This window comes from Streptomyces sp. NPDC088400 (genome assembly GCF_044753355.1).
Classification (GTDB): Bacteria; Actinomycetota; Actinomycetes; order Streptomycetales; family Streptomycetaceae; genus Streptomyces.
The window spans coordinates 503177-529644 of the sequence record NZ_JBIVMZ010000004.1; the positions used below are offsets into that span (position 1 = coordinate 503177).

Annotated in this window: 26 protein-coding genes and 1 riboswitch; of the genes, 16 read left to right on the top strand and 10 right to left on the bottom strand. The window is 68.3% G+C overall.

The genetic code is table 11. The features are described 5' to 3' along the window. Together ACIQD6_RS13530 and ACIQD6_RS13535 are read right to left on the bottom strand one after the other, a co-directional pair. The coding region (locus ACIQD6_RS13530) for a DUF397 domain-containing protein (RefSeq protein WP_401881745.1) at positions 1-104 on the bottom strand (104 nt) is incomplete at its 3' end. Then, entirely contained in the window at positions 83-928 is an 846-nt protein-coding gene (locus tag ACIQD6_RS13535) for a Scr1 family TA system antitoxin-like transcriptional regulator (RefSeq protein WP_401881542.1), read from the bottom strand. The genes ACIQD6_RS13535 and ACIQD6_RS13530, both read right to left, overlap by 22 nt. Positions 929-1172: 244 nt before the next feature. Here ACIQD6_RS13535 and ACIQD6_RS13540 point away from each other — a divergent pair, with 244 nt between their 5' ends. After that, positions 1173-1565, top strand: a complete 393-nt coding sequence (locus tag ACIQD6_RS13540) for a hypothetical protein (RefSeq protein ID WP_401881543.1) — start codon at positions 1173-1175, stop codon at positions 1563-1565. Between the two features lie 68 nt (positions 1566-1633). Here the strand turns inward: ACIQD6_RS13540 and ACIQD6_RS13545 are convergent, their stop codons facing one another. Continuing rightward, positions 1634-2473, bottom strand: a complete 840-nt coding sequence (locus ACIQD6_RS13545; RefSeq protein ID WP_401881545.1) for an SDR family NAD(P)-dependent oxidoreductase — start codon at positions 2471-2473, stop codon at positions 1634-1636. A 100-nt stretch (positions 2474-2573) separates the two neighbouring features. On the opposite strand from ACIQD6_RS13545, the gene ACIQD6_RS13550 reads away from it, so the two are divergent. Both ACIQD6_RS13550 and ACIQD6_RS13555 read left to right on the top strand, forming a co-directional pair. Continuing rightward, positions 2574-3185 (top strand): TetR family transcriptional regulator, encoded by a 612-nt coding sequence (locus ACIQD6_RS13550; protein WP_401881547.1) that lies wholly within the window; start codon positions 2574-2576, stop codon positions 3183-3185. A gap of 216 nt (positions 3186-3401) precedes the next feature. Continuing rightward, the gene (locus tag ACIQD6_RS13555; RefSeq protein ID WP_401881549.1) at positions 3402-3827 is read left to right on the top strand and encodes a hypothetical protein; all 426 of its coding nucleotides are present in this window, start codon (positions 3402-3404) and stop codon (positions 3825-3827) included. A gap of 60 nt (positions 3828-3887) precedes the next feature. Here the strand turns inward: ACIQD6_RS13555 and ACIQD6_RS13560 are convergent, their stop codons facing one another. Both ACIQD6_RS13560 and nadA read right to left on the bottom strand, forming a co-directional pair. Further along, positions 3888-5111, bottom strand: coding sequence for a multidrug effflux MFS transporter (locus ACIQD6_RS13560; RefSeq protein WP_401881551.1), 1224 nt, complete (start codon positions 5109-5111; stop codon positions 3888-3890). Between the two features lie 270 nt (positions 5112-5381). Next, positions 5382-6569, bottom strand: a complete 1188-nt coding sequence (gene nadA, locus ACIQD6_RS13565) for a quinolinate synthase NadA (RefSeq protein ID WP_401881552.1) — start codon at positions 6567-6569, stop codon at positions 5382-5384. A 278-nt stretch (positions 6570-6847) separates the two neighbouring features. Between nadA and ACIQD6_RS13570 the strand changes: the two genes are divergently transcribed. Further along, a complete protein-coding gene (locus ACIQD6_RS13570) occupies positions 6848-7204 on the top strand; it encodes a HesB/IscA family protein (RefSeq protein ID WP_401881747.1) in 357 nt (118 codons plus the stop codon). Between the two features lie 84 nt (positions 7205-7288). Here the strand turns inward: ACIQD6_RS13570 and ACIQD6_RS13575 are convergent, their stop codons facing one another. Beyond that, a complete protein-coding gene (locus tag ACIQD6_RS13575) occupies positions 7289-8800 on the bottom strand; it encodes a hypothetical protein (protein WP_401881554.1) in 1512 nt (503 codons plus the stop codon). Between the two features lie 331 nt (positions 8801-9131). Here ACIQD6_RS13575 and ACIQD6_RS13580 point away from each other — a divergent pair, with 331 nt between their 5' ends. Continuing rightward, the gene (locus ACIQD6_RS13580; protein WP_401881556.1) at positions 9132-10106 is read left to right on the top strand and encodes a carbohydrate kinase family protein; all 975 of its coding nucleotides are present in this window, start codon (positions 9132-9134) and stop codon (positions 10104-10106) included. A gap of 46 nt (positions 10107-10152) precedes the next feature. Here the strand turns inward: ACIQD6_RS13580 and ACIQD6_RS13585 are convergent, their stop codons facing one another. After that, positions 10153-11643, bottom strand: coding sequence for a cysteine desulfurase/sulfurtransferase TusA family protein (locus ACIQD6_RS13585; protein ID WP_401881558.1), 1491 nt, complete (start codon positions 11641-11643; stop codon positions 10153-10155). 433 nt (positions 11644-12076) lie between these two features. On the opposite strand from ACIQD6_RS13585, the gene coxB reads away from it, so the two are divergent. From coxB to ACIQD6_RS13605, 4 genes are all read left to right on the top strand, one after another. Further along, positions 12077-13039: a cytochrome c oxidase subunit II gene (gene coxB / locus ACIQD6_RS13590; RefSeq protein ID WP_401881560.1), complete on the top strand. Its 963-nt coding sequence runs from the start codon at positions 12077-12079 to the stop codon at positions 13037-13039. Continuing rightward, entirely contained in the window at positions 13036-14781 is a 1746-nt protein-coding gene (gene ctaD / locus ACIQD6_RS13595) for a cytochrome c oxidase subunit I (protein ID WP_401881562.1), read from the top strand. The genes coxB and ctaD overlap by 4 nt, the downstream gene beginning before the upstream one ends. Beyond that, positions 14778-15176 carry a cytochrome c oxidase subunit 4 gene (locus ACIQD6_RS13600; protein WP_401881563.1) on the top strand — a complete coding sequence of 133 codons (399 nt, stop codon included), beginning with the start codon at positions 14778-14780 and terminating at the stop codon, positions 15174-15176. Before ctaD ends, ACIQD6_RS13600 begins: the two co-directional genes overlap by 4 nt. Positions 15177-15285: 109 nt before the next feature. Further along, on the top strand, positions 15286-16536 hold the full coding sequence (locus ACIQD6_RS13605; RefSeq protein WP_401881565.1) for an Ig-like domain-containing protein: 1251 nt from the start codon (positions 15286-15288) through the stop codon (positions 16534-16536). Positions 16537-16692: 156 nt separating this feature from the next. Here ACIQD6_RS13605 and ACIQD6_RS13610 read toward each other — a convergent pair whose 3' ends face one another. Further along, positions 16693-17094, bottom strand: coding sequence for a hypothetical protein (locus ACIQD6_RS13610; RefSeq protein ID WP_401881567.1), 402 nt, complete (start codon positions 17092-17094; stop codon positions 16693-16695). 196 nt (positions 17095-17290) lie between these two features. On the opposite strand from ACIQD6_RS13610, the gene ACIQD6_RS13615 reads away from it, so the two are divergent. The 6 genes from ACIQD6_RS13615 to ACIQD6_RS13640 all read left to right on the top strand — a co-directional run bounded on the left by ACIQD6_RS13615 (position 17291) and on the right by ACIQD6_RS13640 (position 24986). Continuing rightward, complete coding sequence (locus tag ACIQD6_RS13615) at positions 17291-17911, top strand: heme-copper oxidase subunit III (protein WP_401881568.1); 621 nt, start codon at positions 17291-17293, stop codon at positions 17909-17911. A 70-nt stretch (positions 17912-17981) separates the two neighbouring features. Further along, positions 17982-18791 carry a c-type cytochrome gene (locus ACIQD6_RS13620; protein ID WP_401881569.1) on the top strand — a complete coding sequence of 270 codons (810 nt, stop codon included), beginning with the start codon at positions 17982-17984 and terminating at the stop codon, positions 18789-18791. After that, complete coding sequence (locus ACIQD6_RS13625) at positions 18788-19840, top strand: Rieske 2Fe-2S domain-containing protein (RefSeq protein ID WP_401881570.1); 1053 nt, start codon at positions 18788-18790, stop codon at positions 19838-19840. The genes ACIQD6_RS13620 and ACIQD6_RS13625 overlap by 4 nt, the downstream gene beginning before the upstream one ends. Further along, positions 19837-21471 carry a cytochrome bc complex cytochrome b subunit gene (locus ACIQD6_RS13630; protein ID WP_401881572.1) on the top strand — a complete coding sequence of 545 codons (1635 nt, stop codon included), beginning with the start codon at positions 19837-19839 and terminating at the stop codon, positions 21469-21471. Before ACIQD6_RS13625 ends, ACIQD6_RS13630 begins: the two co-directional genes overlap by 4 nt. Before the next feature lie 185 nt (positions 21472-21656). Continuing rightward, positions 21657-22721, top strand: a complete 1065-nt coding sequence (trpD, locus tag ACIQD6_RS13635; protein WP_401881574.1) for an anthranilate phosphoribosyltransferase — start codon at positions 21657-21659, stop codon at positions 22719-22721. Between the two features lie 558 nt (positions 22722-23279). After that, positions 23280-23397, top strand: a riboswitch (SAM riboswitch). Between the two features lie 197 nt (positions 23398-23594). Next, positions 23595-24986 (top strand): aminotransferase class V-fold PLP-dependent enzyme, encoded by a 1392-nt coding sequence (locus tag ACIQD6_RS13640; RefSeq protein ID WP_401881576.1) that lies wholly within the window; start codon positions 23595-23597, stop codon positions 24984-24986. A gap of 70 nt (positions 24987-25056) precedes the next feature. On the opposite strand, the gene ACIQD6_RS13645 is transcribed toward ACIQD6_RS13640, so the two are convergent. Both ACIQD6_RS13645 and ACIQD6_RS13650 read right to left on the bottom strand, forming a co-directional pair. Further along, positions 25057-25338 (bottom strand): Lrp/AsnC family transcriptional regulator, encoded by a 282-nt coding sequence (locus ACIQD6_RS13645; protein WP_030355412.1) that lies wholly within the window; start codon positions 25336-25338, stop codon positions 25057-25059. Next, positions 25335-26045, bottom strand: a complete 711-nt coding sequence (locus ACIQD6_RS13650) for a rhomboid family intramembrane serine protease (protein ID WP_401881577.1) — start codon at positions 26043-26045, stop codon at positions 25335-25337. Before ACIQD6_RS13650 ends, ACIQD6_RS13645 begins: the two co-directional genes overlap by 4 nt. Before the next feature lie 158 nt (positions 26046-26203). Between ACIQD6_RS13650 and ACIQD6_RS13655 the strand changes: the two genes are divergently transcribed. After that, positions 26204-26446, top strand: a complete 243-nt coding sequence (locus ACIQD6_RS13655; protein ID WP_401881579.1) for a hypothetical protein — start codon at positions 26204-26206, stop codon at positions 26444-26446. The last annotated feature ends 22 nt before the right edge of the window (positions 26447-26468 follow it).

Here is a 26468-nt window from a genome sequence, read left to right on the forward strand (position 1 = left end):
AGGCCGGGGAAGTCCTCGGTGATCTCGACGCACGCGCCCCCGTTGGTGTTGCTGTAGCTGCTCTTACGCCAACGGGCGGTGCTCAGCTCGGGGGTGTGTCGCATGTCTGGTAGTCCTCCATTGCCTTTCGAATCAGCTGCGCCGACTCCGACAGCGAGAGAGCGTTGGCCCGCAGCACTTCGTACTGTCGTCGCCACTTTTTCACCGCGTCCCGGTCCTCATAGAGGTGACCGACCCGGATGCCCTCTTCGTAGGCCACTGTGGAGCCGTCAGGGAGTGTCAGCAGGATCAGTGTGGCGCCAACCAGCGCGTGTGAACCTGCGCTGAACGGAATCACCTGAACCTTACTGTTCGGAGTATCCGCCTGCTCCAGCAGCGAAGCCAGCTGTTTGTGCATGCACTCCCGGCTCCCGACCCTCCGCCGGAGTACCGATTCGTCAATGATCGCCCACCGGTGCGGAGGTGAGTCCGATCGCTGCCGATCCTGCCGCGACATCCGGGCGTTGACGAGAGCTTCGACCTCCTCCTCGGTCAAGTCCTCCTGGCAGCGCAGCAGCGCGTATGCGTAGTCGCGGGTTTGCAACAGACCAGGCATGACCTGGGGATCGGAGACCTCAATGACCTCGGCCGTCGCCTCGAAGTCCATGAATCGCCGGTACTGATCCGGATGCGCCTCACGCTTGGCCAGTTGGTACAGATCGTGGAAGTGCTCGTCCGTACCGAACGCCGCGTCGAGTTTGCGTGGCAGATCAGGCGGCGGCATCAACTCCGCCGTCTCGATGCGCGCGAGCGTGCTCTTGCTGGAGTTCAGGATCTCCGCCAACCGTACGAGCGACAGATCCGCGCGCTCACGATGGCGGCGCTGCTCCGAGCCGAAGTAGTGGCGGGCCGACAGGTACGGGTTCAGGGTCTGGGGCTTGAATTTCATGGGCGTTTTCTCGCAATCATCCCAATCTCAACGCTGGGACGACGCGCCCCTGTTGAGGTCGAATGCCACAGAGTGACGATGGTGCCGCACACGGTAACCGCCGGTGTTCATGCAACGCCAGACCCCCGGCCCTGAGCTGGGGCCCGGGGTCCGGCTCGTCTGATCAGGAGCAGGCCGAGATGTTCACACGTACAACGAGGCGCAACGCCCCGCCCGGGAAGCGCAGTTGCCGGGAGGTGGCCGCGTGATGATGCTGCGCGATCCACAGGGCGTCCCGCTGCGGCTGCTGCCGTGGACGACGGCGGAGGGTAATCCTTGCTACCTGAGTGCCAACGGCCCCGGCAGCCGGATGTCCCGGCTGGCCGACGAGGTGGAGGAGGACCTGCTCGTCTCGGTGGAGCACCTCCTGGCCGATGCCGCCAAGCCGCTGCCTCCTGGCCCGAGTGCGGATCCGAAGGAACTGCGCCGTATGGTCGCGTGCCTCGCGGGGGCGCTGAGTGCCACGTGGCGGATCGCCGTCAGCCGGGGCGGCCGATTGCCGGGGGCCGACACGGGGCAGCCCTGCGAGCACCGCGAGACCGAACTGTGCGGCGGCAAGACGTGCTGCCGCACCTGCGCGCAGCAGCTCTACTTGTGAGGCTGGGGGCTTGTGGGGCTTGCGGGGCTTGTGAGGCCGGTTCGCGGAGCCGCAGAGCTGTGTGAGGTTCAGCCGAGCTTCGGGGCGAGCAATTCTTCGGAGCGGTCCCAGAGTTGGCGGGCGAGGTCGGCGTCGAGGGCCTGCGGGTTGTTGCGCCTGGCCGGCTTGTGCTTCTCGTAGTAGGTGCCGGAGATCCAGTCGGTGCCGGGTCGGCCCTCGGCGAGCCAGACGAGCTGCTCGGCACCCTTCTCCGGGGTGATCAGGAAAGCTCGGGCGAGGCGGCTTCCGGTGATGTGCCTGAGGAAGCTGTCGGACTCGACGGCGAAGTTCGTCGCGACGTTGCCCGGGTGGAAGGAAGCGGTGGAGATGCCTTGCGCGTGGTAGCGGTGGTGCAGTTCCTTGGTGAACAGGATGTTCTCGAGTTTGGCGGTGCCGTAGGCCCGCATCGCGGTGAAGTCCCTGTCGTGGTCGAGGTCGTCGATGACGACCTTGCCGCCGATGCGGGCGGCGAGACTTGAGGTCTGGATCACCGTCGCCTTGTCGGCGATGAGTCTGTCCATCAGCAGCTGGGTGAGCAGGAACGGCGCCAGGTGGTTGACCTGGAAGGTCTTCTCGAAGCCGTCGACGGTCTTGGTACGGTCGCCGAAGATGCCGCCGGCGTTGTTGGCGAGTACGTCGATGTGCGGGTACGCGGCGCTCAGTTCGGCGGCGAGTTCGCGGACGTCGTCGAGGCGCGTGAAGTCGGCGAGGTAGTGGTCCGCACCGATTTCACGGGCTACGGCCTGGGTCTTCTGCGGGGAGCGGCCGACGATGACGACGCGGTGGCCGTTCCGGTGGAGCCGGCGGGCTGCCGTGGCGCCGATGCCGTCGCTGGCACCGGTGATGACGATGGTCTTGTCCTGGCTCATGTTCTTCCTCCGGCGCTGAAGTTGGCCTGCGTGATGGCAGCATACGCCGATCCTGTCAGTCACTGTCACCTTGGGCTGTGCCTGTTACGATCGGTGCATCATGAACGAGAAACTGCCCGGCCTCCGGGAGCGCACCCGCCGGGCGGTGCGGATGGAGATCGCCGAAGCCGCTAGCGCGCTGTTCGTCGAGCGTGGCTTCGAGGCCACGACCATCGACGACATAGCGGCGGCCGTGGGCATGTCCCAGCGCAGCGTCTTCCGTTACTTCGCCACGAAAGAGGAGATCGTCCTCGGAAAGTTCGACCTCGTCGTGGACGACATGCTCGCCGCCCTGCGCGCACGCCCGGCCGACGAAGCGGTCTGGACGTCACTGCACCACGTGTTCGACGTGCTGGTTTCCCTTGCGGAGGCGCCGGGCCACGAGGAGATGGTGGAGCCGATCCACCGGGTGATCTTCGAGACGCCCGTACTGCTCGCCGGTTACCTCCAGAAGCTGCAGCAGATACAGGACGCCGTCGTCGCCGTACTGCTCGAACGCGCCGAGGCGGCCGGTACACCCCACGCCGCCGACGATCCGACGCCCCGCGCGCTCACGGCGGCGGCCTTCGGGTGCCTCGTGGCCGCGCAGCACTCCTGGCTCGCCTCCGACGCGAAAGGCTCCTTCGCCGACGCCGTCGCCCGAGCCATGGCAACCGTCGGCCCCCGCGCCTGACGTCGGCCCCCGCGCCTGACGTCGGCCCCGGACCTGACACGAATGAGCGGGGGCGGTGTTGCCCTTCGTGTACTGGAATTCCCGTCACGCGGGAATTCCAGTACACGACTCTGCCCGGGACGGTGATCCAGGCGTCCGCGCGAGGGTCGGGACCGGTCCCGAGCCCCCCATGTGAAGGTGCTCGGAGTGCCGTCAAAGAGTGGGTGGGAGGACTCCGTGAGCATGAAGGTCGGGACGTCGGAACGCATGCCCGTGTCAATCAAGTTCTGCGTCGCCATAGTTGGGCTTCAGGCGCTGGGGCTGGCCCTCGCCGCTTTCGTTCTGCTGGAAGACATGAACAGCCGCCTGGATCACGGCCAGGAGGTGCAGAACCCGGGCGCGACCAGGCTCGTCGCCTATCTCTTCGTCTCCCTCTCCATCGCGCTGCTCGGCGCCGGCTTTTTCTTCTTCAAGCGTTCCGCGCTTGCCAGGAACGTGGTGTACGCGTATGCGCTGATCGCTGCCGTGGTCCAGGTGCTCACGCTCGTGGTGGCCTGGATTTTTTACGGATTCCAGCCGGCCGTGGCCGTGGGGCTGGTGATGCTGGCCGCCATTTTCTGGATTCTGGAAGGCAAGGACTCCGACGAATGGTTCGGCCGGTGAGCGCACTTCCCACGCGTGGTGTGCCTTTCGCGCCGGGGGAGCCCTGTCCCTGGGGTGGACTCATCTCGGGCCCGTTTCCCGGGGAGCCTGCGCAGTCCACGTAATACCCCTCGCCCGACTGGCAGTTCGCCCCGCCAGCACCGCCAACCCGCCGCACACCGCCATCCCGCCGAACACCGGCACCACCGCGTCCGCCCCGCCGAGTCCCACCAGCGGCGCCACCAACGCCCCCAACGCGCTCTGCGCCGTACCGAGCAGGGCGGAGCCCGTGCCCGCCGCGTCCGGCACTCGCGCGATCGCCAGGGACGACGCGTTCCCGGTGACAAGCCCGAGGCCGCCGCACACCAGCGCCATCAGCGGGAGGTACACGGCCACGGTCAGCGCGTCCGCCACGGCGATCCCGAGCAGGGCCGCCGTGCCGGCGAGCATCGCGTACAGGCCTGCGCTCAGCAGCCGTTCGGGCGCGATCCGGCCCGCCAGCCTGGCGCCGCTCGCGCTGGACAGGGCCATGAACACCGCGCCGCAGGCGAAGTAGGCGGACGAGACGCCGACGCTCAGCCCCAGCACGTTCTGGAGCAGGAACGGGGCACCGGCGATGTAGCAGAACAGCGCGCCGAACGCGAAGGTGAAGGCCAGCGAGTAACCGACGTACGCGCGATCGCCCGCGACGTCCCGTACGGACCGCAGCAACTCCCGGCCGCCGCCGGTCCGTCGCCGTGACACCGGCAGGCTCTCCGGTACGGCGACCACCACGGCCACCACGACCAGCAGCGCGACCCCGGCCAGCACCCAGAACACACCCCGCCACCCGGCCCCGCCCGCCCCGATCACCGCGCCGCCCGCGAGTGGAGCCAGGACCGGCGCCGTACCGGCCAGCGTCATCAGAATCCCGAACAGCCGCGCCGCCGCAGCCCCTTCGGTCACGTCCGAGACCACGGCCCGCCCGATCACCACCCCCGCAGCCCCACCGAACCCCGCCGCGAACCGCAACACCGCCAGCCCTCCGAGCTCAGGCGCAACGGCACACAACCCGGTGGCGACGGCACACACCCCGGCCCCCACCAACAGCGGCCCCCGCCGCCCGTACCGGTCCGACAGTGGCCCGAAGACCAAATGACCGACGGTCATGCCGACCAGGAACGCGGTGAGCGTGAGCTGGACCCCGGAGGCGTCGGTACGCAGTTCGGCGGCCATCCGGGGAAAAGCCGGCAGATACATGTCGGTCGACAACGGGCCGACGAAACAGAGCAGCACGAGTGCGGCGATGAGCCGGGAACGGGGCATGACGAGGAGACCTCTGGCTTCCGGAACGGGACATGGCCGGGAACGCAGGGGAGGGGGATTGCTGGAGCATCAACGCGCTCCGAGAACCGTCGAACCGTTTTCCTGGCGGAGCGCGGGGGCGAGGCCCGCGCTCAAGAACGCCTGGGCGGTGAGAGTGGAAACTGTAGACGACGCGGGGGCAGGGCGGTTGGCGGCGGGCGCAGAAGAGGTGGTGCCCCGCGTGCGCGGGGACCACCGAACACCACCCACCACCCCCGCCGAACCATCCCCCTACGGCAGCGCCAGCATCCGCTCCAGCGCCAGCTGCGCGAAGTCCGCCGTCTCCTTCTCCACCTCGATGACGTTGACCTCGCTGCCCTCGGCCAGCGACTCCAGCGCCCACACCAGGTGCGGCAGGTCGATCCGGTTCATCGTGGAGCAGAAGCAGACCGTCTTGTCGAGGAAGACGATCTCCTTGCCCTCGGCGGCGAAACGGTTCGCCAGGCGCTGTACGAGGTTCAGCTCCGTCCCGATCGCCCACTTCGAGCCCGCCGGGGCCGCCTCCAGGGCCTTGATGATGTATTCCGTCGAGCCGACATAGTCCGCCGCCGCCACGACCTCGTGCTTGCACTCCGGGTGCACCAGGACGTTCACGCCCGGGATCCGTTCCCGTACGTCCCGTACGGAGTCCAGCGAGAAGCGGCCGTGCACCGAGCAGTGGCCGCGCCACAGGATCATCTTCGCGTCCCGCAACTCCTGAGCCGTGAGGCCGCCGTTGGGCTTGTGCGGGTTGTAGAGGACGCAGTCGTCCAGGGACATCCCCAGCTCCCGTACCGCCGTGTTCCGGCCGAGGTGCTGGTCCGGCAGGAACAGGACCTGTTCGCCCTGCTCGAAGGCCCAGTTCAGGGCGCGCTCGGCGTTCGAGGACGTACAGATCGTGCCGCCGTGCTTGCCGGTGAAGGCCTTGATGTCGGCGGAGGAGTTCATGTACGAAACGGGCACGACCCGTTCGGCTATGCCGGCCTCCGTCAGTACGTCCCAGCACTCCGCGACCTGCTCGGCCGTGGCCATGTCGGCCATGGAGCAGCCCGCCGCCAGGTCCGGCAGGACGACCTTCTGATCGTCGGTGGTCAGGATGTCGGCGGACTCGGCCATGAAGTGCACACCGCAGAAGACGATGTACTCCGCGCCCGGCCGCGCCGCCGCGTCCTTGGCCAGCTTGAAGGAGTCACCGGTGACATCCGCGAACTGGATGACCTCGTCCCGCTGGTAGTGGTGGCCCAGGACGAAGACCTTGTCCCCGAGCTTCTCCTTGGCCGCGCGGGCGCGCTCCACCAGGTCGGGGTCGGACGGGGAGGGCAGGTCGCCGGGGCACTCCACGCCTCGCTCGCTGCGGGTGTCGGCCTCGCGGCCGAGCAGTAGCAGAGCGAGCGGCGTCGGCTGGACGGCGAGATCCTGACGGGGCTGGGCGGTGGTCACGTCACGCACCCTTTCTTCTCAGCAGACGAGCCTTTTCGTCTAATTGACGCTATCTATCATAGTCGCTTCACGTCACTTTGACGATGGCCATAGCGTCGATGTGACGCATTCCGGGGGCTCCCACCGCACCTGGCGCAGCCTCGCCGCCCGCTGCCGTTCCGGAACGCGGTGTGCGAGCATGAAGAAGGGAAAGACACGCCCCGGGGCCACGGAATGAATCCGTGGCCGCGCCGGTTGCACTGTCGGCAAGCAGTCCGTACAACCCGGGAGAGAAGCAGATGTCCGTATCGGACGAGACCACCACCGCGAGCGACGGCATCCTCCTGTCCGACGCCGCCGCGGGCAAGGTCAAGGCCCTGCTGGACCAGGAAGGCCGGGACGACCTCGCGCTGCGCGTCGCCGTTCAGCCCGGCGGCTGCTCCGGCCTCCGTTACCAGCTGTTCTTCGACGAGCGTTCGCTCGACGGCGATGTCGTCAAGGATTTCGACGGTGTCAAGGTCGTCACCGACCGGATGAGCGCCCCGTACCTGGGCGGCGCCTCCATCGACTTCGTCGACACCATCGAGAAGCAGGGCTTCACGATCGACAACCCGAACGCCTCGGGCTCCTGCGCCTGCGGTGACTCCTTCAGCTAACAGCCAGGACGGCACAGAGCCGTACATGGCGTATGTGGAAGGCGGCGGCCCCTCTCGGGACCGCCGCCTTCCACGTGTTCAGATCTAGTTACGCGGCACCCGCTCGCCCGACGCCCCGTCCACCACCTGCCGCTCGCCCAGCGCCTTGTCCAGCGTCACCGTGACGTCCTGCTCCTTGGCCATCGCCACACAGACCTTCCCCGGCTCCGGCTCGGAAACGGTGAGCTTCACCTTCACCGCCGTACCGCTCTCGTCCGCCTTCGCCTTGTACGTGCTGCACACGCCGCCCATGAAGCGCAGGCTCAGCGTCCGCCCGTCCACGCCGTACGACGTGACGCGAATCCCCTTGTCGCCGTTACCGCGCGGCCGCTCCTCGCGGGGCGGCTTCGGATTCGTCGGCGTCGGATTCGTCGGCTTCGGCTTCGTCAGGAACTCCGGAGCGACCGCGGGCTGGGTGACCGTGTACGGCGGCGCTTCGCCGCCCGGCGCCACCTCGAACAGCCAGGACGGTACGAGGGCCTCGCGCCCGGCCACGGACCGCATCGCGAGGCCGAACACCGCCTTCTTGATCTCGACCGGCTTCCTGGCGGTCCCGCCCTCCGCCGGTTTGTTCAGTTCCTTCAGCGCCTCGTCCGCGCCGATCACCGGATACGAGTCGCTCCGCTCGGGAGCCTTCAGGTGTCCGATGCCGCCGACCACCTGGCCGTCCGCGCCCACCTGGATCCCGGTCGACCAGCCGTACGTGGGCAGTCCGCCGACCACCGGGTCCGCGCTCACCACCCGGACCGCGCCCATCACCTGGCGGGCGTCGAGCGCGGCGTCGTCCTGGCCCAGCGCCTTCAGAACCGGAGCCGCCGCCTTCTTCGCCGCGGCCTCGCTCACGGCCGAGTCCTCACCGCTCCCGCCACCGGTCCCGAGGTCGCTGCCCTTGCCACTGCCTCCACCGCTCGGGCAGCTCTTGCCCTTCAGGCAGTTGTCGCCGCCCGACGGGCCGAACCGCGCGAACGTCCAGGTGGCCGGGGCCTGCTTGGTGACCCGGAGCACCGGCCCCGAGCCGTCCTTCTCCGTACCGACCTTCCACGCCGTCTCTTCCGACCGCGGCGTGCCCGTCACTCCGAGCGCCTCCGCCAGCCGGGCCACCTCGGCCGCCGTGACCTTCGCGTTCCCGTCCGTACGGTAGACACGCGCCGCGTCAGGCGCCTTGGGCGGCTTTCCCTTGAGGCGGTAGACGATTCCGTGCGGATCGGGCTCGCCGGGCGCGATACCGGGAGGTGCCGAGGCGCCGGTCCCGTCCGCCGGACCTGTGCCGGGCGCCCCGCCCGGCCCCGTCGCCGCGCTGTCGAGGGCCAGCAGCGACGGCTGCCCGTCACCGCCCGCCGTACCGCGCCCGTTCCCACTGCTTCCGCCGCTCCCGTTGTCCGTACCGCTGCCGCCGGCGGCGCTCGTGGCGAAGTACGCGCCGCCGCCCCCGGCGATCAGAACCGCCGCCGCCACCGTCGCGACGGCGAACGCGGTACGCCGCCGACGCGGGATCCCGGCGCCGACGGTGCTGTCGGCGCCGGCCGTGCTCTCGTGAGGCTGCTCCGTGCTGGTCACCGCTTCGCTCCTTCGACTGAGTGCCGTCCGACCGCGTGTCGTTCCATGTCGTCCCCGCCGTACGCCCGTTGTCCGTGTCCCCTGGGTTTCCTGTACGGGGGACACCGGTGGGACGGAAGGGGGAAGCGTGCGGTTCCCCACACTGCGCCGGACGGGTCACACCGTCGCTCCGGACTGCCCGCCCGATCGCTCCGAACCCCGCCCGATCTCGTCGAACGGCCGTCCGATCTCACCGGTCGGACACCTTGCCCGGTGACCTCAGTCGTCGTACTGGGAGGGAACCGATAGCGTGAAGTGGTCAACCGTTCTCCTCATCAGGAGCGTTAACGCCGTGCGAATCGCAGTCACCGGCTCCATCGCCACCGACCATCTGATGACCTTCCCCGGCCGCTTCGCCGAACAGTTGGTCGCGGAGCAGCTCCACACGCTCTCCCTCTCCTTCCTCGTCGACAACCTGGATGTGCGCAGGGGCGGTGTCGGGGCGAACATCGCCTTCGGCATGGGCCAGCTGGGCACCCGCCCCATCCTGGTGGGCGCGGCCGGCGCGGACTTCGACGAGTACCGCGACTGGCTCGACCGCCACGGGGTCGACACCTCCTCGGTCCATATCTCCGAGGTCCTGCACACGGCCCGTTTCGTATGTACGACGGACGCCGACCACAACCAGCTCGGCTCCTTCTACACGGGCGCCATGAGCGAGGCCCGTCTGATCGAGCTGAAGAAGGTCTCCGACCGCGTCGGCGGACTCGACCTGGTGCTGATCGGCGCCGACGACCCCGAGGCGATGCGCCGGCACACCGAGGAGTGCCGTTCGCGCGGGATTCCCTTCGCCGCCGACTTCTCACAGCAGATCGCCCGCATGGACGGCGAAGAGATCCGCAACCTGCTCGAAGGGGCCACGTACCTCTTCTCCAACGAGTACGAGAAGGGGCTCATCGAGTCCAAGACCGGCTGGACCGAGGACGAGATCCTCGCCAAGGTCGGCCACCGCGTCACCACCCTCGGCAAGCGGGGTGTGCGTATCGACAAGGTCGGCGAGGAGCCGATCGTGGTCGGCTGCGCGGAGGAGGAGGTCAAGGCCGACCCGACCGGTGTCGGCGACGCCTTCCGCGCCGGGTTCCTCTCCGGTCTCTCCTGGGGCGTCGGCCTGGAGCGCGCCGCCCAGGTGGGCTGCATGCTCGCGACGCTCGTCATCGAGACGGTGGGCACCCAGGAGTACACGCTCAGCCGGTCCCACTTCATGGAGCGCTTCACCAAGGCGTACGGCGATGACGCGGCGGTCGAGGTCCAGGCCCACCTGAGCTGACCCGACTCTCAGGGCCTGATCTCAAGGACCAAACCCGAGCAGGCGCTCAGGACACCCGGCGGACCACATACGCGACACCGTGGTCCGCCGGCTGTTCGCCCACGTACTCCTGGCCGCGCATCTCGCACCACGCGGGAATGTCCAGCCGCGCCGCCTCGTCGTCCGAGAGAACCGACACCGTCCCGCCCACTGGCACCTCACCGAACACCTTGGCCAGTTCGATCACCGGGATCGGACAGCGTCGGCCGAGCGCGTCCACCACGAGCGACGGCGCCGACCCGCCGGCTCCCTCAGGCCCGCCGGCCACACCAGGCCCACCGGACTCACCGGACTCACCGGCCCCACTGGTCTCGTCAGCCGAGACCGGATCCGGGGCCGGAGCCGAGACCGGAGCCGCACTCGAAGCCGGAGCCCCGAGCCGCTCCCGTACACCCGACACCACTCCCGGAAGCACCTCCAGGAACCGGTCCACCTCCGCCTCCGGCGTGCCGAGGGGGAGCGAGATCCGGACATTGCCCTCCGACAGCACGCCCATCGCCCGCAGCACATGGCTCGGGGTCAGTGTGCTGCTCGTACAGGACGAACCGGAGGAGACCGAGAAGTCCGCCCGGTCCAGCTCGTGCAGCAACGCCTCTCCGTCGACATAGAGACAGGAGAAGGTGACCAGATGCGGAAGCCGGTGCTCCGGATCGCCCACCACCTCGACATCCGGCACCAACTCCGGCACCCGCGCCCTGATCCGGTCCACCAGCGCCCGCAGCCGTACCGCCTCGTCCGCCGCCTCCGCGCGCACCGCCCGCAGCGAAGCCACCGCGGCCACGACGGCCGGAATGTTCTGGAAACCCGGCATGCGCCCCGACTCCCGGTCGTCGGCGGGACCTTGTGGGGCGAACCGGACACCCTTGCGTACGGCCAGCAGCCCGACGCCCGCCGGACCGCCCCACTTGTGGGCGCTCGCCGCCAGCAGCGACCAGGCGCCCTCCACCTTCCCCCAGCCCAGCGACTGCGCCGCGTCCACCAGCAGCGGGACGCCCTGGCTCCGGCAGATCTCGGCCACCGCGGCCACCGGCTGCTCCGTACCGACCTCGTGGTTGGCGGACTGGAGGCAGGCCAGTGCCGTGTCCTCGCGCAGGGCCCGGCCGTACGCGTCCGGCGCGCTCGCCCCGTAACGGTCCACCGGGACCTCGGTCACCGCGCCCCCGGTGGCGGCCGCGTGGGCCGCCGCCGCGTGCAGGACCGAGGAGTGCTCCACCGCCGACACCACCACATGCGCCCCGACGCGCCGACGGCCCGCCAGGGCGCCGGACATTCCGGAATGCACCGCATTCGTCCCCGAAGGAGTGAAAACCAGCTCGTCGGGGCGACAGCCGACCGCCTCCGCCGCCGCCTCCCGCGCCGCGTCCAGCAACAGCGCCGCCCGCCGGCCCTCCCGGTAGAGCCGGGCAGGGTCCGCCCAGCCCTCGTCCAGGGAGGCCTGGAGGGCCTGACGGGCCACGGGGTGCAGCGGGGCGGAGGAAGCGGCGTCGAAGTAAGGCACGCCGTCACGCTAACTCCCGTACCGCCCCGCCCGGTCAACACCCGAGCCCGGCCGCCCTGCCGACCCCGTTCCTCGCGCCCGCCCCCCCCGCCGACCCGGTCCCCGCGCGCGTACGGAAAACCCCTACGGAAGCCCGTACGGAAGCCTCTACGGAAAGCCCGTCAGAAAGGCTCCGCCGGGGGCGCTGCCAAGGGCTCGATCAGGCTCTGCCGAGCGCCTTCCGGGGGTCCGCCGAATGCCCCCGGAATGGCGTGGTCCACCCCTTCGGGGAGTCAGGCGGCGCGTTGGGCACCCTCCCCGCACGACCCCAAATCGCGTCCAGTAGGGTTTGGTCCGCATAAACATCCAAACCCCTGCCCGTGTCAGGGCCGGCGACCGACCAGCGAGACGGGCGCAGCCGACCACGCGGGCGAGACTCTCGGGAAGGCGCTACGTGAGTCCCAACGGCTCCGACCGCTCGTCGCGGCGCCCGATGCGGCGGAAGCTGCCGCAGGTGCTGACTGCGGGCCTGATCCTCGCGACCGCCACCGGTTGCTCATACAAGGACTTCCCCCGCCTTGGAATGCCCACCCCAGTGACGGAGGAGGCTCCCAGGATCCTCTCCCTCTGGCAGGGCTCGTGGGCGGCAGCGCTCGTCACGGGCGTACTGGTGTGGGGTCTGATCGTGTGGAGCATCATTTTCCACCGTCGCTCCCGCACCAAGGTGGAGGTACCTCCGCAGACCCGGTACAACATGCCCATCGAGGCGCTGTACACGGTCGTCCCGCTCATCATCGTCTCGGTGCTCTTCTACTTCACGGCACGGGACGAGTCGAAGCTCCTCGCCATCTCCAAGAAGCCGGTCCACAACATCAACGTGGTCGGCTACCAGTGGAGTTGGGGCTTCAACTACGTCGAGAACGTGGACGGCAAGACCACTGCAGGCAACGAGGTCCCCAAGGAACTCGATGCCATCCCCGACCGGTTCCAGAAGAAGTTCCCCAAGGGTGCCGAAGGCGTCTACGACGCCGGTGTGCCGGGCACACGGAACCCGCAGACGGGTAACCCGGGTCCGACCCTCTGGCTCCCCAAGGGCGAGAAGGTCCGGTTCATCCTGACCTCGCGTGACGTCATCCACTCCTTCTGGGTGGTGCCGTTCCTGATGAAGCAGGACGTCATCCCGGGTCACACCAATGCCTTCGAGGTCACGCCGTCCCAGGAAGGCACCTTCCTGGGCAAGTGCGCCGAGCTCTGCGGCGTCGACCACTCGCGGATGCTGTTCAACGTCAAGGTGGTCTCCCCGGAGCGCTACCAGCAGCACCTGGAAGAGCTGGCCAAGAAGGGCCAGAACGGCTACATCCCGTCCGGCATTGAGCAGACGGATCCGGCCAGGAATGCGGAGACGAACAAACTGTGAGCATCCTCAACGAACCCCAGGGTGCCGCCGCAGCAGCTGACGACTCGTACGAGAGTGAGCTGCCGGTACGGCGCAAGCAGCCAGGCAATGTGGTCGTGAAGTGGCTGACCACCACTGACCACAAGACGATCGGCACGATGTACCTGGTCACGTCGTTCGCGTTCTTCTGCATCGGCGGTCTGATGGCGCTCTTCATGCGCGCCGAGCTGGCCCGTCCGGGCACGCAGATCATGTCGAACGAGCAGTTCAACCAGGCGTTCACGATGCACGGCACGATCATGCTGCTGATGTTCGCGACGCCGCTGTTCGCCGGATTCGCCAACTGGATCATGCCGTTGCAGATCGGTGCGCCCGATGTGGCGTTCCCGCGGCTGAACATGTTCGCGTACTGGCTGTACCTCTTCGGCTCGATCATCGCGGTGAGCGGTTTCATCACGCCGCAGGGCGCCGCCGACTTCGGGTGGTTCGCGTACTCGCCGCTGTCGGACGCGGTCCGTTCGCCGGGCATCGGCGCCGACCTGTGGATCATGGGTCTGGCGTTCTCCGGCTTCGGTACGATCCTCGGCTCGGTCAACTTCATCACCACGATCATCTGCATGCGCGCTCCCGGCATGACGATGTTCCGGATGCCGATCTTCACCTGGAACGTGCTGCTGACCGGTGTACTGGTCCTGCTCGCCTTCCCGGTGCTGGCCGCCGCGCTGTTCGCCCTGGAGGCGGACCGCAAGTTCGGTGCGCACATCTTCGACTCCGCCAACGGCGGGGCGTTGCTCTGGCAGCACCTCTTCTGGTTCTTCGGGCATCCAGAGGTGTACATCATCGCGTTGCCGTTCTTCGGCATCGTCTCCGAGATCATTCCGGTCTTCTCCCGCAAGCCGATGTTCGGTTACATCGGTCTGGTGGGCGCGACCATCGCGATCGCGGGTCTCTCGGTGACGGTCTGGGCGCACCACATGTACGTGACCGGCGGTGTGTTGCTGCCGTTCTTCTCGTTCATGACGTTCCTGATCGCGGTCCCGACCGGGGTGAAGTTCTTCAACTGGCTCGGCACGATGTGGAAGGGCTCCCTGTCCTTCGAGACACCGATGCTCTGGACGGTCGGCTTCCTGGTCACCTTCGTCTTCGGTGGCCTGACCGGTGTGATCCTGGCCTCGCCGCCGATGGACTTCCACGTCTCCGACTCGTACTTCGTCGTCGCGCACTTCCACTACGTCGTCTTCGGCACCGTGGTATTCGCGATGTTCGCCGGATTCCACTTCTGGTGGCCGAAGTTCACCGGCAAGATGCTGGACGAGCGGCTCGGAAAGATCACTTTCTGGACGCTGTTCATCGGATTCCACGGGACCTTCCTCGTACAGCACTGGCTGGGTGCCGAGGGAATGACGCGTCGTTACGCGGACTACCTCGCCTCCGAGGGCTTCACCGCGCTCAACACGGTGTCCACGATCAGCTCGTTCGTGCTCGGTCTGTCGGTCCTGCCGTTCTTCTACAACGTCTGGAAGACCGCCAAGTACGGCAAGAAGATCGAGGTCGACGACCCGTGGGGCTACGGCCGTTCGCTCGAATGGGCGACTTCCTGCCCGCCGCCGCGGCACAACTTCCTCACCCTGCCGCGGATCCGTTCCGAATCCCCGGCGTTCGATCTGCACCACCCGGAGATCGCCGCCCTCGACCAGCTTGAGAACGTCGGCCACGGAGCCGACTCCAGCGCCCTCGTCGGTGGCAAGGAGGCCGGGAAGTGAAGATCCAAGGCACGATGTTCCTGTGGCTCAGCTTCTTCATCCTGGCCTGCGCCGCCGTCTACGGCGTGTGGTCGAAGGAGCCGGTCGGCACGACCGCGCTGTTCCTGGCCTTCGGGCTGAGCGTCATGATCGGCTTCTACCTGGCCTTCACCGCCCGCCGGGTGGACGCGATGGCGCAGGACAACAAGGAAGCCGATGTCGCGGACGAGGCCGGTGAGGTGGGGTTCTTCGCCCCGCACAGCTGGCAGCCGTTCTCGCTCGCCATCGGTGGCGCGCTCGCGTTCCTGGGTGTAGCCGTGGGCTGGTGGCTGCTGTACTTCTCGGCGCCGCTGCTCCTGATCGGCCTCTGGGGCTGGGTCTTCGAGTTCTACCGGGGCGAGAACCAGAACCAGTAGCACAGAGTAGTCAACCGGGGGGCCCGGACGCTTCGCCATGGAGCGTCCGGGCCCCCCGTTTGCTTCGCTCATCGCGCGGAAAAACGGTTGATCTTCTTACCGTGTGCTCATGAACCACACGCCGCGTTCGCGCACCGTTCTCAGCTGCATCCTGCTGGTCGTGTCCCTCGGGGCGGGCGCGACCGCGTGCGGAGGGAGTGACAAGCACCCCCTCTCCGCCAAGCCGTCCGACGCCACCGGGAAGATCGCCTTCAGCACACCCGCGGGCAGTGCCAAGGCGGATCCCGACAAGCCTCTGGAGGTCACCTCCAAAGGAGGCGACGGCCGGATCACCGATGTCATCGCCGTCGACGCGACGGGCCACTACCTGGCGGGTGAACTCGCCGCCGACGGCTTGCGCTGGCACTCCACGGCGCCGCTGGCGGCCGGCGCCCGCTACACCGTCAAGGTCGCCACGGAGAACAAGGACGGCGCCCCAGGCGCCCGTACCCTCACCTTCGACACCCGCCCCGCCAAGAAGAAACTCGAGGTCGAATTCGGCCCGGAGGAGGGCGAGTACGGTGTGGGGCAGCCCATCACCGCCACGCTCAGTGAGCCGATCAAGTCGAAGAAGGCCAGGGACGTCGTCGAACGGTCCCTGAAGGTCCGCTCCACGCCCGTCGCGAACGGCGGCGCCTGGCACTGGGTGGACGACACGGAACTGCACTTCCGTCCGAAGGAGTACTGGCCCGCCCACGGGAGCATCACGGCGAGCAGCAACCTCGAAGGCGTGAAGATCAGCGACAAGCTGTACGGGGCCGCCGTCAAGCCCCTCAAACTGGCCGTCGGCAGCCGCCTGGAGGCGATCGTCGACGCCAGTGCGCACTACATGACGGTCTACCGCGACGGAGAAGAGATCAACAGCATCCCGGTGACCACCGGCAAGCCCGGCTTCTCCACCCGTAACGGCATCAAGGTCGTACTGGGCAAGCAGCAGTTCGTACAGATGCGCGGCTCAACCGTCGGCATCGGGGGCAGCGAGGGCTACAACCTGCCGGTGTACTGGGCGACCCGCGTCACCTGGAGCGGTGAGTACGTGCACGCCGCGCCCTGGTCCGTCGGCTCGCAGGGAGTCGCGAACGTCAGCCACGGATGCGTCGGCATGTCCACCGGAAACGCCGCCTGGTTCTTCGAAACCGTCACCCCGGGCGACATCGTCCAGGTCGTCAACAGCGCCGGCGATTACATGGAGGACTTCGGCAACGGCTTCGGTGACTGGAACATGGAGTGGGACGACTGGCGCAAGGGCAGCGTCCTCCAGGCCGGGACCAGGGACGGCAGCAGCCCCGCCGACTCGGCGCGGCTCCGCCCCGTGGTCTGACCGTACGGAGGAACCGGAGACCGCACGAAGTCCGTCCGCACGGAGGAACTCCGGCCGTACGGAGCCCGTCCGCACGAAGCCGGCCGTACGGAGTCCGTACGGCCGGCCATGAGCCTCTCTCGCGCCTCCCGGCGCACCTCCGAGCCCATCGGCCCCTCACGCCTCCACGGCGAGCCTGGCGCGCAGCAGGGAGGCCAGGGCGTCCGCGAAGCCGACCGGCTCGACCGGAAGGGTCACCGCCGCCTCCGCACGGCTCCAGGTGGCCAGCCAGGCGTCCTGGGGGCGGCCGATCAGCAGCAGTACCGGCGGGCAGTCGAAGATCTCGTCCTTGATCTGCCGGCAGACGCCCATGCCACCGGCGGGAACCGTCTCGCCGTCCAGCACACAGACGTCGACACCGCCCTTGTCCAGCGCCTTGAGGACCGCGGGCAGCGTCGCGCACTCCAGGAACTCGACCCGTGGGACGTCGGCGGCCGGCCGGCGTCCCGCAGCCAGCCTGACCTGCTCGCGGGTGTTCGCGTCGTCGCTGTAGACCAGCACCGTGGCGGTCGGCTGCATTGTTCCTCCGTGACATCAGTGTCTGCGAGGGCTCCAGGGCGCCGTTGCCCTGGACCGATGCGCGGATGCTACTCCGTCGGACACCATGTCAGCACGGGTAACGACGACGCTTCGCCGGGCTGTTACCGCTGAGCACACCCCATGGACACACCGAACGGCACCCCCCGGAGTCAGCGCGGGATAAGCGACCGACATAATGTCGGTCGTGGCGACAGCAACGACAGTAGAAACCGGGCACGCGCACCCGTCGGTCAATCGGCCGAACCTCACCAGCGTCGGAACCATCATTTGGCTGAGTTCCGAGCTGATGTTCTTCGCGGCCCTCTTCGCGATGTACTTCACCCTGCGTTCGGTGATGGGAGCGGCGTACTGGAAGGAAATGGCTTCGGCCCTGAACGTTCCGTTCTCGGCGACGAACACCACGATCCTGGTGCTCTCCTCCCTCACCTGCCAGCTCGGCGTCTTCGCCGCTGAGCGGGGTGACGTGAAGAAGCTCCGAACCTGGTTCGTGATCACGTTCGTGATGGGTGCGATCTTCATCGGCGGTCAGATCTTCGAGTACACGGAACTGGTCAAGGAGGAAGGGATCTCCCTCTCCTCCGACCCGTACGGCTCGGTGTTCTACCTGACCACCGGCTTCCACGGCATGCATGTGACGGGGGGTCTGATCGCGTTCCTGCTCGTCCTGGGCAGGACGTACGCGGCCAAGAGATTCACCCATGAACAGGCAACCGCCGCCATCGTCGTGTCCTATTACTGGCACTTCGTCGATGTCGTCTGGATCGGCCTCTTCGCCACGATCTACTTGATCAAGTAGCCGGGCCACGCGCCCGAGCGCACACAGTCCAGAAGCACCGACGCTGAAGATCCTGACACCGGGGTAATCCGTGAAAAAGCTCTCCGCACGACGACGCCATCCGCTGGCGGCGGTCGTCGTCCTACTCTTCGCGCTGGCGGCCACCGGGGGGCTGTACGCCGCGTTCGCGCCCGCGAGTAAGGCGCAGGCCGACGAAACCTCCCAGTCACTCGCCATCGAGGAGGGCAAGAAGCTCTACTCCGTGGGCTGTGCCAGCTGCCACGGAACCGGCGGTCAGGGTTCCTCTGACGGGCCGAGCCTGGTCGGCGTCGGCTCCGCCTCCGTGGACTTCCAGGTCGGCACCGGCCGTATGCCGGCCCAGCAGCCCGGCGCGCAGGTGCCGAAGAAGAAGGTCATCTACTCGCAGAAGCAGATCGACCAGCTCGCCGCGTACGTCGCGTCCCTCGGCGCCGGTCCGATCACGCCGACCGACAAGCAGTACAGCCCCGCGGGCGCCGACATCGCCAAGGGTGGCGAGCTGTTCCGCACCAACTGCACCCAGTGCCACAACTTCACCGGTGAGGGTGGCGCGCTGACACACGGCAAGACCGCGCCGAGCCTCGAAGGCGTGGATCCGAAGCACATCTACGAGGCCATGCAGACCGGCCCGCAGAACATGCCGTCCTTCCCCGACTCCACGATGCCGGAGCAGCAGAAGAGGGACATCATCGCCTACGTCAAGGCGGTGAACGGAGACGAGACCGAGAGCCCCGGCGGTCTCAGCCTGGGCGGCCTCGGCCCCGTCAGTGAGGGCCTGTTCGCCTGGATCTTCGGTCTGGGTGCTTTGATCGCAGCCGCCGTCTGGGTCGCGGCCCACACCGCTAAGGCCAAGAAGTCATGAGTAGCCAAGAGATTCCAGAAGAGACCCTGCCGAGCGAGCAGGACACCGCGCACGGCGCGGTGCAGGTGGCGGACGATCCGTTCGCCGACCCGGGGCTGCCGGCCCATAAACCGCGCATACAGGACATCGATGAGCGGGCGGCCAAGCGGTCCGAGCGCGCGATCGCCTTCATGTTCCTGCTGTCGATGGTGGCGACCGTGGCGTTCATCGCCTCGTTCGTGGCGTTCCCGGTCGACAAGAGCGTCTACATCTGGCCCATCGGCCACGTCAGCGCCCTGCACTTCTCGCTGGGCCTGACCCTGGGCATCGCGCTGTTCTGCATCGGCGCCGGCGCGGTCCACTGGGCCCGCACGCTGATGTCGGACGTGGAGACCGCCGCCGAGCGTCACCCGATCGAGGCGCCGCCGGAGGTCAAGGCGAAGGTCCTGGAGGACTTCGCGGCGGGCGCGGCCGAGTCCGGCTTCGGCCGGCGCAAGCTGGTCCGCAACACCATGTTCGGCGCGCTCGCGCTGGTCCCGCTCTCCGGAGTGGTGCTGCTGCGCGACCTGGGTCCGCTGCCCGAGAAGAAGCTCCGCTCCACGCTGTGGGGCAAGGGCAAAGAGCTCATCAACATGAACACCCATGAGCCGCTGCGTCCCGAGGACGTCGTCGTGGGCTCGCTGACCTTCGCCATGCCCGAGGGCCTGGAGGAGCACAGCGAGGACTTCCAGAAGGAGATCGCCAAGGCGGCCCTGATGATCGTCCGCATCCAGCCGGACGAGATCAAGGACAAGCGCGAGCTCGACTGGTCCCACCAGGGCATCGTGGCGTTCTCGAAGATCTGCACCCATGTCGGCTGCCCGATCAGCCTGTACGAGCAGCAGACGCACCACGTGCTCTGCCCGTGCCACCAGTCCACCTTCGACCTCTCCGACGGCGCCCGCGTCATCTTCGGCCCGGCCGGTCACGCTCTTCCGCAGCTGCGGATCGGTGTGAACGCCGAGGGCAACCTCGAGGCGCTCGGCGACTTCGACGAGCCCGTCGGTCCTGCCTTCTGGGAGCGCGGATGAGTACCACCACTGCTACGGACGACAAAAAGCGCCAGGCACCCGCGGGTGAGCGGGTCGCCGACTGGGCCGACGGCCGGCTGGGGATCTACTCCCTGGCCAAGGCCAACATGCGGAAGATCTTCCCGGACCACTGGTCCTTCATGCTCGGCGAGATCTGCCTCTACAGCTTCATCATCCTCATCCTCACGGGTGTGTACCTGACGCTGTTCTTCCACCCGTCGATGAACGAGGTGGAGTACCACGGCGGTTACATCCCGCTCCAGGGGCAGATGATGTCGGAGGCGTTCGCCTCCACGCTGGACATCAGCTTCGATGTCCGCGGTGGTCTGCTGATCCGGCAGATCCACCACTGGTCCGCGCTGATCTTCCTCGCGGCCATGCTCGTCCACATGATGCGAGTCTTCTTCACGGGTGCGTTCCGCAAGCCCCGTGAGGTCAACTGGGTGTTCGGCTTCCTGCTGTTCGTCCTGGGCATGTTCACCGGCTTCACCGGTTACTCGCTCCCGGACGACCTGCTCTCCGGCACCGGCGTCCGGTTCATGCAGGGCGCGGTCCTGTCGGTCCCGATCGTCGGAACGTACCTGTCGATGTTCCTGTTCGGCGGGGAGTTCCCCGGCGGCGACTTCGTGGCCCGCTTCTACTCGGTCCACATCCTGTTGCTGCCCGGCATCATGCTCGGCCTCGTCGTGGCCCACCTGATCCTGGTCTTCTACCACAAGCACACGCAGTTCGCGGGCCCCGGCAAGACGGAGAAGAACGTCGTCGGCATGCCGCTGCTGCCGGTCTACATGGCCAAGGCCGGAGGCTTCTTCTTCCTGGTCTTCGGACTCATCACGATCGTCTCGGCCATCGCCACGATCAACCCGATCTGGGCGATCGGCCCGTACCGCCCGGACCAGGTGTCCACCGGCGCCCAGCCCGACTGGTACATGGGCTTCTCCGAGGGCCTCATCCGTGTGATGCCCGGCTGGGAGATCAACTTCGCGGGCCACACCCTCGTCCTGGGTGTCTTCATCCCGCTGGTCATCTTCCCGCTGGTGCTGGTCGCGATCGCGGTCTACCCGTTCATCGAGTCCTGGGTCACCGGCGACAAGCGCGAGCACCACATCCTGGACCGCCCGCGCAACGTACCGACCCGTACCGCGTTCGGTGTGGCCTGGCTGACGTGGTACTTCGTACTGCTCGTCGGCGGCGGCAACGACCTGTGGGCGACGCACTTCCATCTGTCGATCAACGCGATCACCTGGTTCGTCCGGATCGCCTTCTTCGTCGGACCGGTCATCGCCTTCATCGTCACCAAGCGGATCTGCCTGGGTCTCCAGCGCCGCGACGCCGAGAAGGTGCTGCACGGACGCGAGTCCGGTGTCATCAAGCGGCTGCCGCACGGTGAGTTCGTCGAGGTCCACACCCCGCTGGAGCAGGGAGACCTGCACAAGCTCACCGCGCACGAGCAGTACGCGCCCGCCGAGATCGGTGCCACCGTCGACGAGAACGGTGTGCGGCGCAAGGTGAAGCCCGCCGAGAAGCTCAAGGCGAAGCTCAGCAAGGGCTACTACGGCGAGGGGAACCAGATCCCCAAGCCCACCGCCGAGGAGTACAAGGAGATCACCAGCGGCCACGGCCACCACTGATCCCACCCGGCCAATCCAGGTCGCCACCACCGAGGGCCCCGGCCCGGTCTCCCGAGAGGGAACCGGCCGGGGCCCTCGGCGTTGTCCGGAGTGCGGGCATCGGGCATGTCGGCACCCTGCGCGCCGATAGGCTTGAGACAGGGCCCTACCGCGTCCCCAACCCAGACGAAAACCCAGGAGCGAGCATGAGCGCTGTTACCCCCGTCGGAGGCGACACCGTGGCGGCGTACTCCTGGCCGGGTGTGCTGGACGCGCTGCTCAGCGGCGCCGACCAGAGCGCGGACGCCACCGCCTGGGCGATGGACCGGATCATGAGCGGCGCGGCCACCGACGCGCAGATCGCCGGTTTCGCGGTGGCCCTGCGTGCCAAGGGCGAGACCGTCGCGGAGATCACCGGTCTCGTACGGGCGATGTACGCGCACGCCCAGTTGATCGACGTACCGGGCCGGAGCGTCGACATCGTCGGCACCGGCGGCGACGGCGCCAAGACCGTCAACATCTCCACCATGTCCGCGATCGTGGTGGCGGGCACCGGCGCGAAGGTCGTCAAACACGGTAACCGGGCCGCGTCCTCGGCCAGCGGAGCGTCCGACGTACTGGAGAAGCTCGGCGTCAACCTGGAACTGCCCCCGCAGCGCGTCGCCCAGGTCGCCGAGGAAGCGGGCATCACCTTCTGCTTCGCGGTGAAGTTCCACCCCGCCCTGCGCTACGTGGCGGCCGCCCGCCGCGAACTGGGCATCCGCACCACCTTCAACTTCCTCGGCCCGCTCACCAACCCGGCGAAGGTACGCGCACAGGCGACCGGCGTCGCCGACGCCCGGATGGCGCCCATCATGGCGGGCGTGCTGGCCGAACGGGGCGCGTCCGCACTGGTCTTCCGGGGCGACGACGGCCTCGACGAACTGACCACCACGGCCACGTCCCGGGTATGGGTCGTACGGGACGGACAGGTCACCGAGGAGCCCTTCGACCCACGGCAGGTGGGCCTGGAGCTGGTACCGGTCGAGGCACTGCGGGGCGCGGACGCGTCGTACAACGCGGACGTCGCCCGCCGGCTGCTGGCCGGCGAAACCGGTCCCGTACGCGACGCGGTGCTGCTCAACTCGGCGGCGGCGCTGGTGGCGTTGGACCCGACGGGGGACTCGCTGGAGCTGCAACTGGCGGCGGGGATCGCGAGGGCGGCGGAGTCGATCGACTCGGGGGCGGCGGGACGGGCGCTGACGCGCTGGGTCACGGCGAGCAACATGTAGCCGTCCGGCGGGGGCGGTGTCGCCGTCCGGCGGGGCGTGGTCGGGGTGCGTTGTTGGCTGGGGCCGGTGGTTCGGTGCGGGTTGTTGCCGGGTGCCGCTCCGGGGTCATGTCCTGCACTGCATGATTTACGCCGCGTGCGGCTTTGTTCTTCGTGTGACGGCTCGTGAGCGGCACAAATCACGCTTTACGTTCCGGACACGACCCCTGCGCGACCCCCTTCACCGCCCGCCACAGACCACCCCAGCGCGCCAGGGCCGTACCCCCACCGGGCAGGCGGGGATCCGGCGGGAGGGGGTCGGGGTCGCAGGAGGTGACGTGTCCGGACGTAGAGCGTGATTTGTGGCGCACACCGGCCCGCACCCTGAAAACAAACCCGCACGCGCCGTAAATCATGCAGTCCGGACATGCGCCTCCGGAGGCCCCGGCACCCGCACCCACCACACACCGCACCCGCCACCGAGCCGTACCCGCACCCCCCCGCCGGACGGCGAGACCGCGTCCCGCATCGCGGACACCCCCTGCTCCCTCTCGGCACGCTGTGCCATACTCTCGGCCAAGGTCATGAGTGACAGCGATTAAGGCCCCGGCTCGCTGTCCGGCAACCCTCCGTCCGTGGCGGGGTGCCCCGGGTGAAGACCAGGCCGTAGGCAGCGAGGTCTGCGGCAAGCGCGGACCCCTGTGATCTCTGGGGTCCTGGTCCTCAAGGGAGCAGCCTCGTGAGCAAGCGAATGCGCTAGGGCATCGACGCCCCTCTTCAACACACCTCCGCACGGTGTTCTCCGTGTGTCGAGGCAACCCCCGCACCGTCACGGTTCCGCCGTGCCCGCGGGTCCTTGAAGCCGTTTCGACTTGTCCTGCCGGGAGATTTCGCCATGTCCGCGTTCCTGAATGCCGCTACCACCGACTCCGCCGCCACCTCCGACGACCCCGCCTGCGCCGCGCCGCTTCCCGTCCTCGGGCGGGACGTCACCGTCCCGCTCGTCACCGGCGGCGAGGTCAGCTACGCCGCGCTCGATTACGCGGCCAGCGCCCCGGCGCTCCAGCGGGTGTGGGACGACGTCGCCGCCTATGCCCCGTACTACGGCAGTGTCCACCGCGGCGCCGGGTATCTCTCGCAGCTCTCCACGGACCTTTTCGAGAACAGCCGCCGCACGGTCGCGGAGTTTCTCGGCTGCCGCGCCGACGACCAGGTCGTCTTCACCCGCTCGACCACCGATTCGCTGAACCTGCTGGCCGGCGCGCTGCCCGCCGGCTGCGAGGTGTTCGTCTTCGAGACCGAGCACCACGCCTCGCTGCTGCCCTGGCGGGATGCGCGGGTGACGTTCCTGAACGCTCCCCGTACGCCCGAGGATGCCGTCGCCACGCTGGAGCGCGCGCTCGCCGGGAGGGACCCTCAGGGGCCGGCGCTGGTGTGTGTCACCGGCGCGTCCAATGTCACCGGTGAGCTGTGGCCCGTACGGGAGTTGGCCGCCGCCGCGCATGCCCAGGGGGCCCGGATCGTTCTCGACGCCGCGCAGCTCGTGCCGCATCACGCGGTGGACATCGCCGAGCTGGATGTCGACTGGATCGCCTTCTCCGGGCACAAGCTGTACGCGCCGTTCGGCTCCGGAGTGCTCGCGGGCCGGTCCGACTGGCTTCAGGACGCGGAGCCGTATCTCGCGGGCGGCGGAGCCAGCCGTACGGTGGCACGCCGTGCCGATGGCGGGGTGGAGGTCGAGTGGCACACCACGGCCGCCCGGCACGAGGCCGGTTCGCCCAACGTGATCGGTGTGTACGCGATCGCCTCCGCCTGCAAGGCGCTCTCGGAGGCCGGGTTCGACGCGCTGGCGGCCCGTGAGCAGCGGCTGGTCGGCCTGGTGCGTGCGGGGCTGGCCGAGGTGCCCGAGGTCAAGGTGCTCTCGCTGTTCGGCGACGACGCCCCGCGTGTCGGTGTCCTGTCGTTCGTGGTCGACGGCTGGAACAGCTCGCACTTCGCCGCTGCGCTGTCCGCCGAGTACGGCATCGGCGTACGGGACGGTCTCTTCTGCGCCCACCCGCTGCTGCGGACCCTGCTGGGCAGTGACCCGCGGGACCCGGGGGAGTGCGGTGCCCCGGAGGCCGGTCCGGGCGAGCGCTCGCTGAACGCGATCCGCGTCAGCTTCGGCGCCGGGACGCCGGACGAGCATGTGGAGCGGTTCGTCCGGGCGGTGCGCGAGCTGGTGCGTGAGGGTGCCCGGTGGAACTACCGCACGGAGGACGGCCGTTGCGTCCCCGACCGCGGCTGACCGGCCGCCGGGCGCCCCGGGTCGGCGGGTGCGCCCGGCACCGTGAGCCGCGGGACCTCTGAAACAGGGCCTACGCGTCGAGGCCGATGGCGAAGGCCGCTTCCAGGTCGTGCTGGGAGTACGTACGGAACGCCACATGCGTGTCCGTGGCCTCGACGCCCTCGATCTTGCTGATCCGGCCGGGGATGACATCCGCCAGGTCGTCGTGCTTGGGCACCCGGACCATGGCGATCAGGTCGTACGTACCGGTCACCGAGAAGACCTCGCTGACGCTGTCCAGCGCGGCGATCGACTCCGCGATCTCGGGGATCCGGTCGACGCTGGTCTTGATGAGCACGATCGCGGTGATCACGGTTGGCGTTCTCCCTCGGTGGCCCCGGTTTGGTCCCTCACTCTATCCCTCCGCCAGTAGCGTCCCCAGGCGTAGAGGAAGCCGGTGCCGAAGCCCACCAGGTGCGCGAGGTAGGCGACCCCGGGTCCCGGGCCGGCGCCGCGTGCGGCCAGCCACTGGAGGACGAACCAGAAGATCAGCACGATCCAGGCGGGGAAGCGCAGCGGCAGAAAGAGCAGGAACGGGAAGAGACTGGTGACGCGGGCCCGGGGAAAGAGGAAGAGGAAGGCGCCGAGCACTCCCGAGATCGCGCCCGAGGCCCCGACCAGGGTCTGCTCCGAGGTGGCGTTGGCCGCCGCGTACACGAACAGCGCGAGATAGCCGACGGTGAGGTAGAACAGCGCGAAGTGTGTCCGGCCCATGCGTTCCTCGGCCATCGCTCCGAAGACGTAGAGGAAGAGCATGTTCCCCAGCAGGTGCAGCCAGCTGCCGTGGACGAAGAGCGCGGTCAGCGGGGTGAGCAGGATCCGCGGGGAGCTGCGCATCAGCTCGCTGGGGATGACGCCCCACTGTTCGAAGTGCGCGCTCTGCGCGGCGAGGACCGAGTCGCCCTCCCCGTACGCCGGGTTGAACCCCGAGACCGGGCTGATCAGGAAGGCCAGCAGGCACAGGCCGATCAGTCCGTAGGTCACCACCGGTCCGCCGGCCGCTGTCCGCCAATTCGTCACGGACAGAGCATGTCGTACCGGGACCGAGTGGCACAGAGTGCCTCGCCGCTCCCTGGGGTGCCTGTGAGGCCGTAGGGTTGCAGGGAGTATTTCTCTCCGCAGTTCGACGGTGCACCGCGGGACTCCGCATGAGGGACGACGAAAAGAGGACGGCAACGATGACGACGGTTCCCCAGCCGACGGCCGACACCCGGTGGCGCTGCACGCTGTGCGGCAATCTCACGCGCTTCGATGTGACCCGGTCGTCGAAGGCTGTCGAATACGTCCATCTGGACCTGGCCGGAGAACCGAAGATCGAGGAGCGCGAGGTGGTCAGTGAGACCATCGAGTCGGTGCGTTGCCGCTGGTGCAACGCGGTGGATCAGATCGAGCTGGTTGACAGGCCAGGGGCCGGTTCCTGAGGGAGCCGCCCGAAAGGGGTAG

Excerpts from the sequence above, each read along its gene's own strand:
- ACIQD6_RS13535 (WP_401881542.1), bottom strand. The coding sequence starts at position 928 with ATGAAATTCAAGCCCCAGACCCTGAACCCGTACCTGTCGGCCCGCCAC.
- ACIQD6_RS13545 (WP_401881545.1), bottom strand. The coding sequence starts at position 2,473 with ATGAGCCAGGACAAGACCATCGTCATCACCGGTGCCAGCGACGGCATC.
- ACIQD6_RS13550 (WP_401881547.1), top strand. The coding sequence starts at position 2,574 with ATGAACGAGAAACTGCCCGGCCTCCGGGAGCGCACCCGCCGGGCGGTG.
- ACIQD6_RS13560 (WP_401881551.1), bottom strand. The coding sequence starts at position 5,111 with ATGCCCCGTTCCCGGCTCATCGCCGCACTCGTGCTGCTCTGTTTCGTC.
- ACIQD6_RS13570 (WP_401881747.1), top strand. The coding sequence starts at position 6,848 with ATGTCCGTATCGGACGAGACCACCACCGCGAGCGACGGCATCCTCCTG.
- ACIQD6_RS13605 (WP_401881565.1), top strand. The coding sequence starts at position 15,286 with ATGAACCACACGCCGCGTTCGCGCACCGTTCTCAGCTGCATCCTGCTG.
- ACIQD6_RS13610 (WP_401881567.1), bottom strand. The coding sequence starts at position 17,094 with ATGCAGCCGACCGCCACGGTGCTGGTCTACAGCGACGACGCGAACACC.
- ACIQD6_RS13615 (WP_401881568.1), top strand. The coding sequence starts at position 17,291 with ATGTCGGTCGTGGCGACAGCAACGACAGTAGAAACCGGGCACGCGCAC.
- ACIQD6_RS13625 (WP_401881570.1), top strand. The coding sequence starts at position 18,788 with ATGAGTAGCCAAGAGATTCCAGAAGAGACCCTGCCGAGCGAGCAGGAC.
- ACIQD6_RS13630 (WP_401881572.1), top strand. The coding sequence starts at position 19,837 with ATGAGTACCACCACTGCTACGGACGACAAAAAGCGCCAGGCACCCGCG.
- trpD (WP_401881574.1), top strand. The coding sequence starts at position 21,657 with ATGAGCGCTGTTACCCCCGTCGGAGGCGACACCGTGGCGGCGTACTCC.
- ACIQD6_RS13640 (WP_401881576.1), top strand. The coding sequence starts at position 23,595 with ATGTCCGCGTTCCTGAATGCCGCTACCACCGACTCCGCCGCCACCTCC.
- ACIQD6_RS13655 (WP_401881579.1), top strand. The coding sequence starts at position 26,204 with ATGACGACGGTTCCCCAGCCGACGGCCGACACCCGGTGGCGCTGCACG.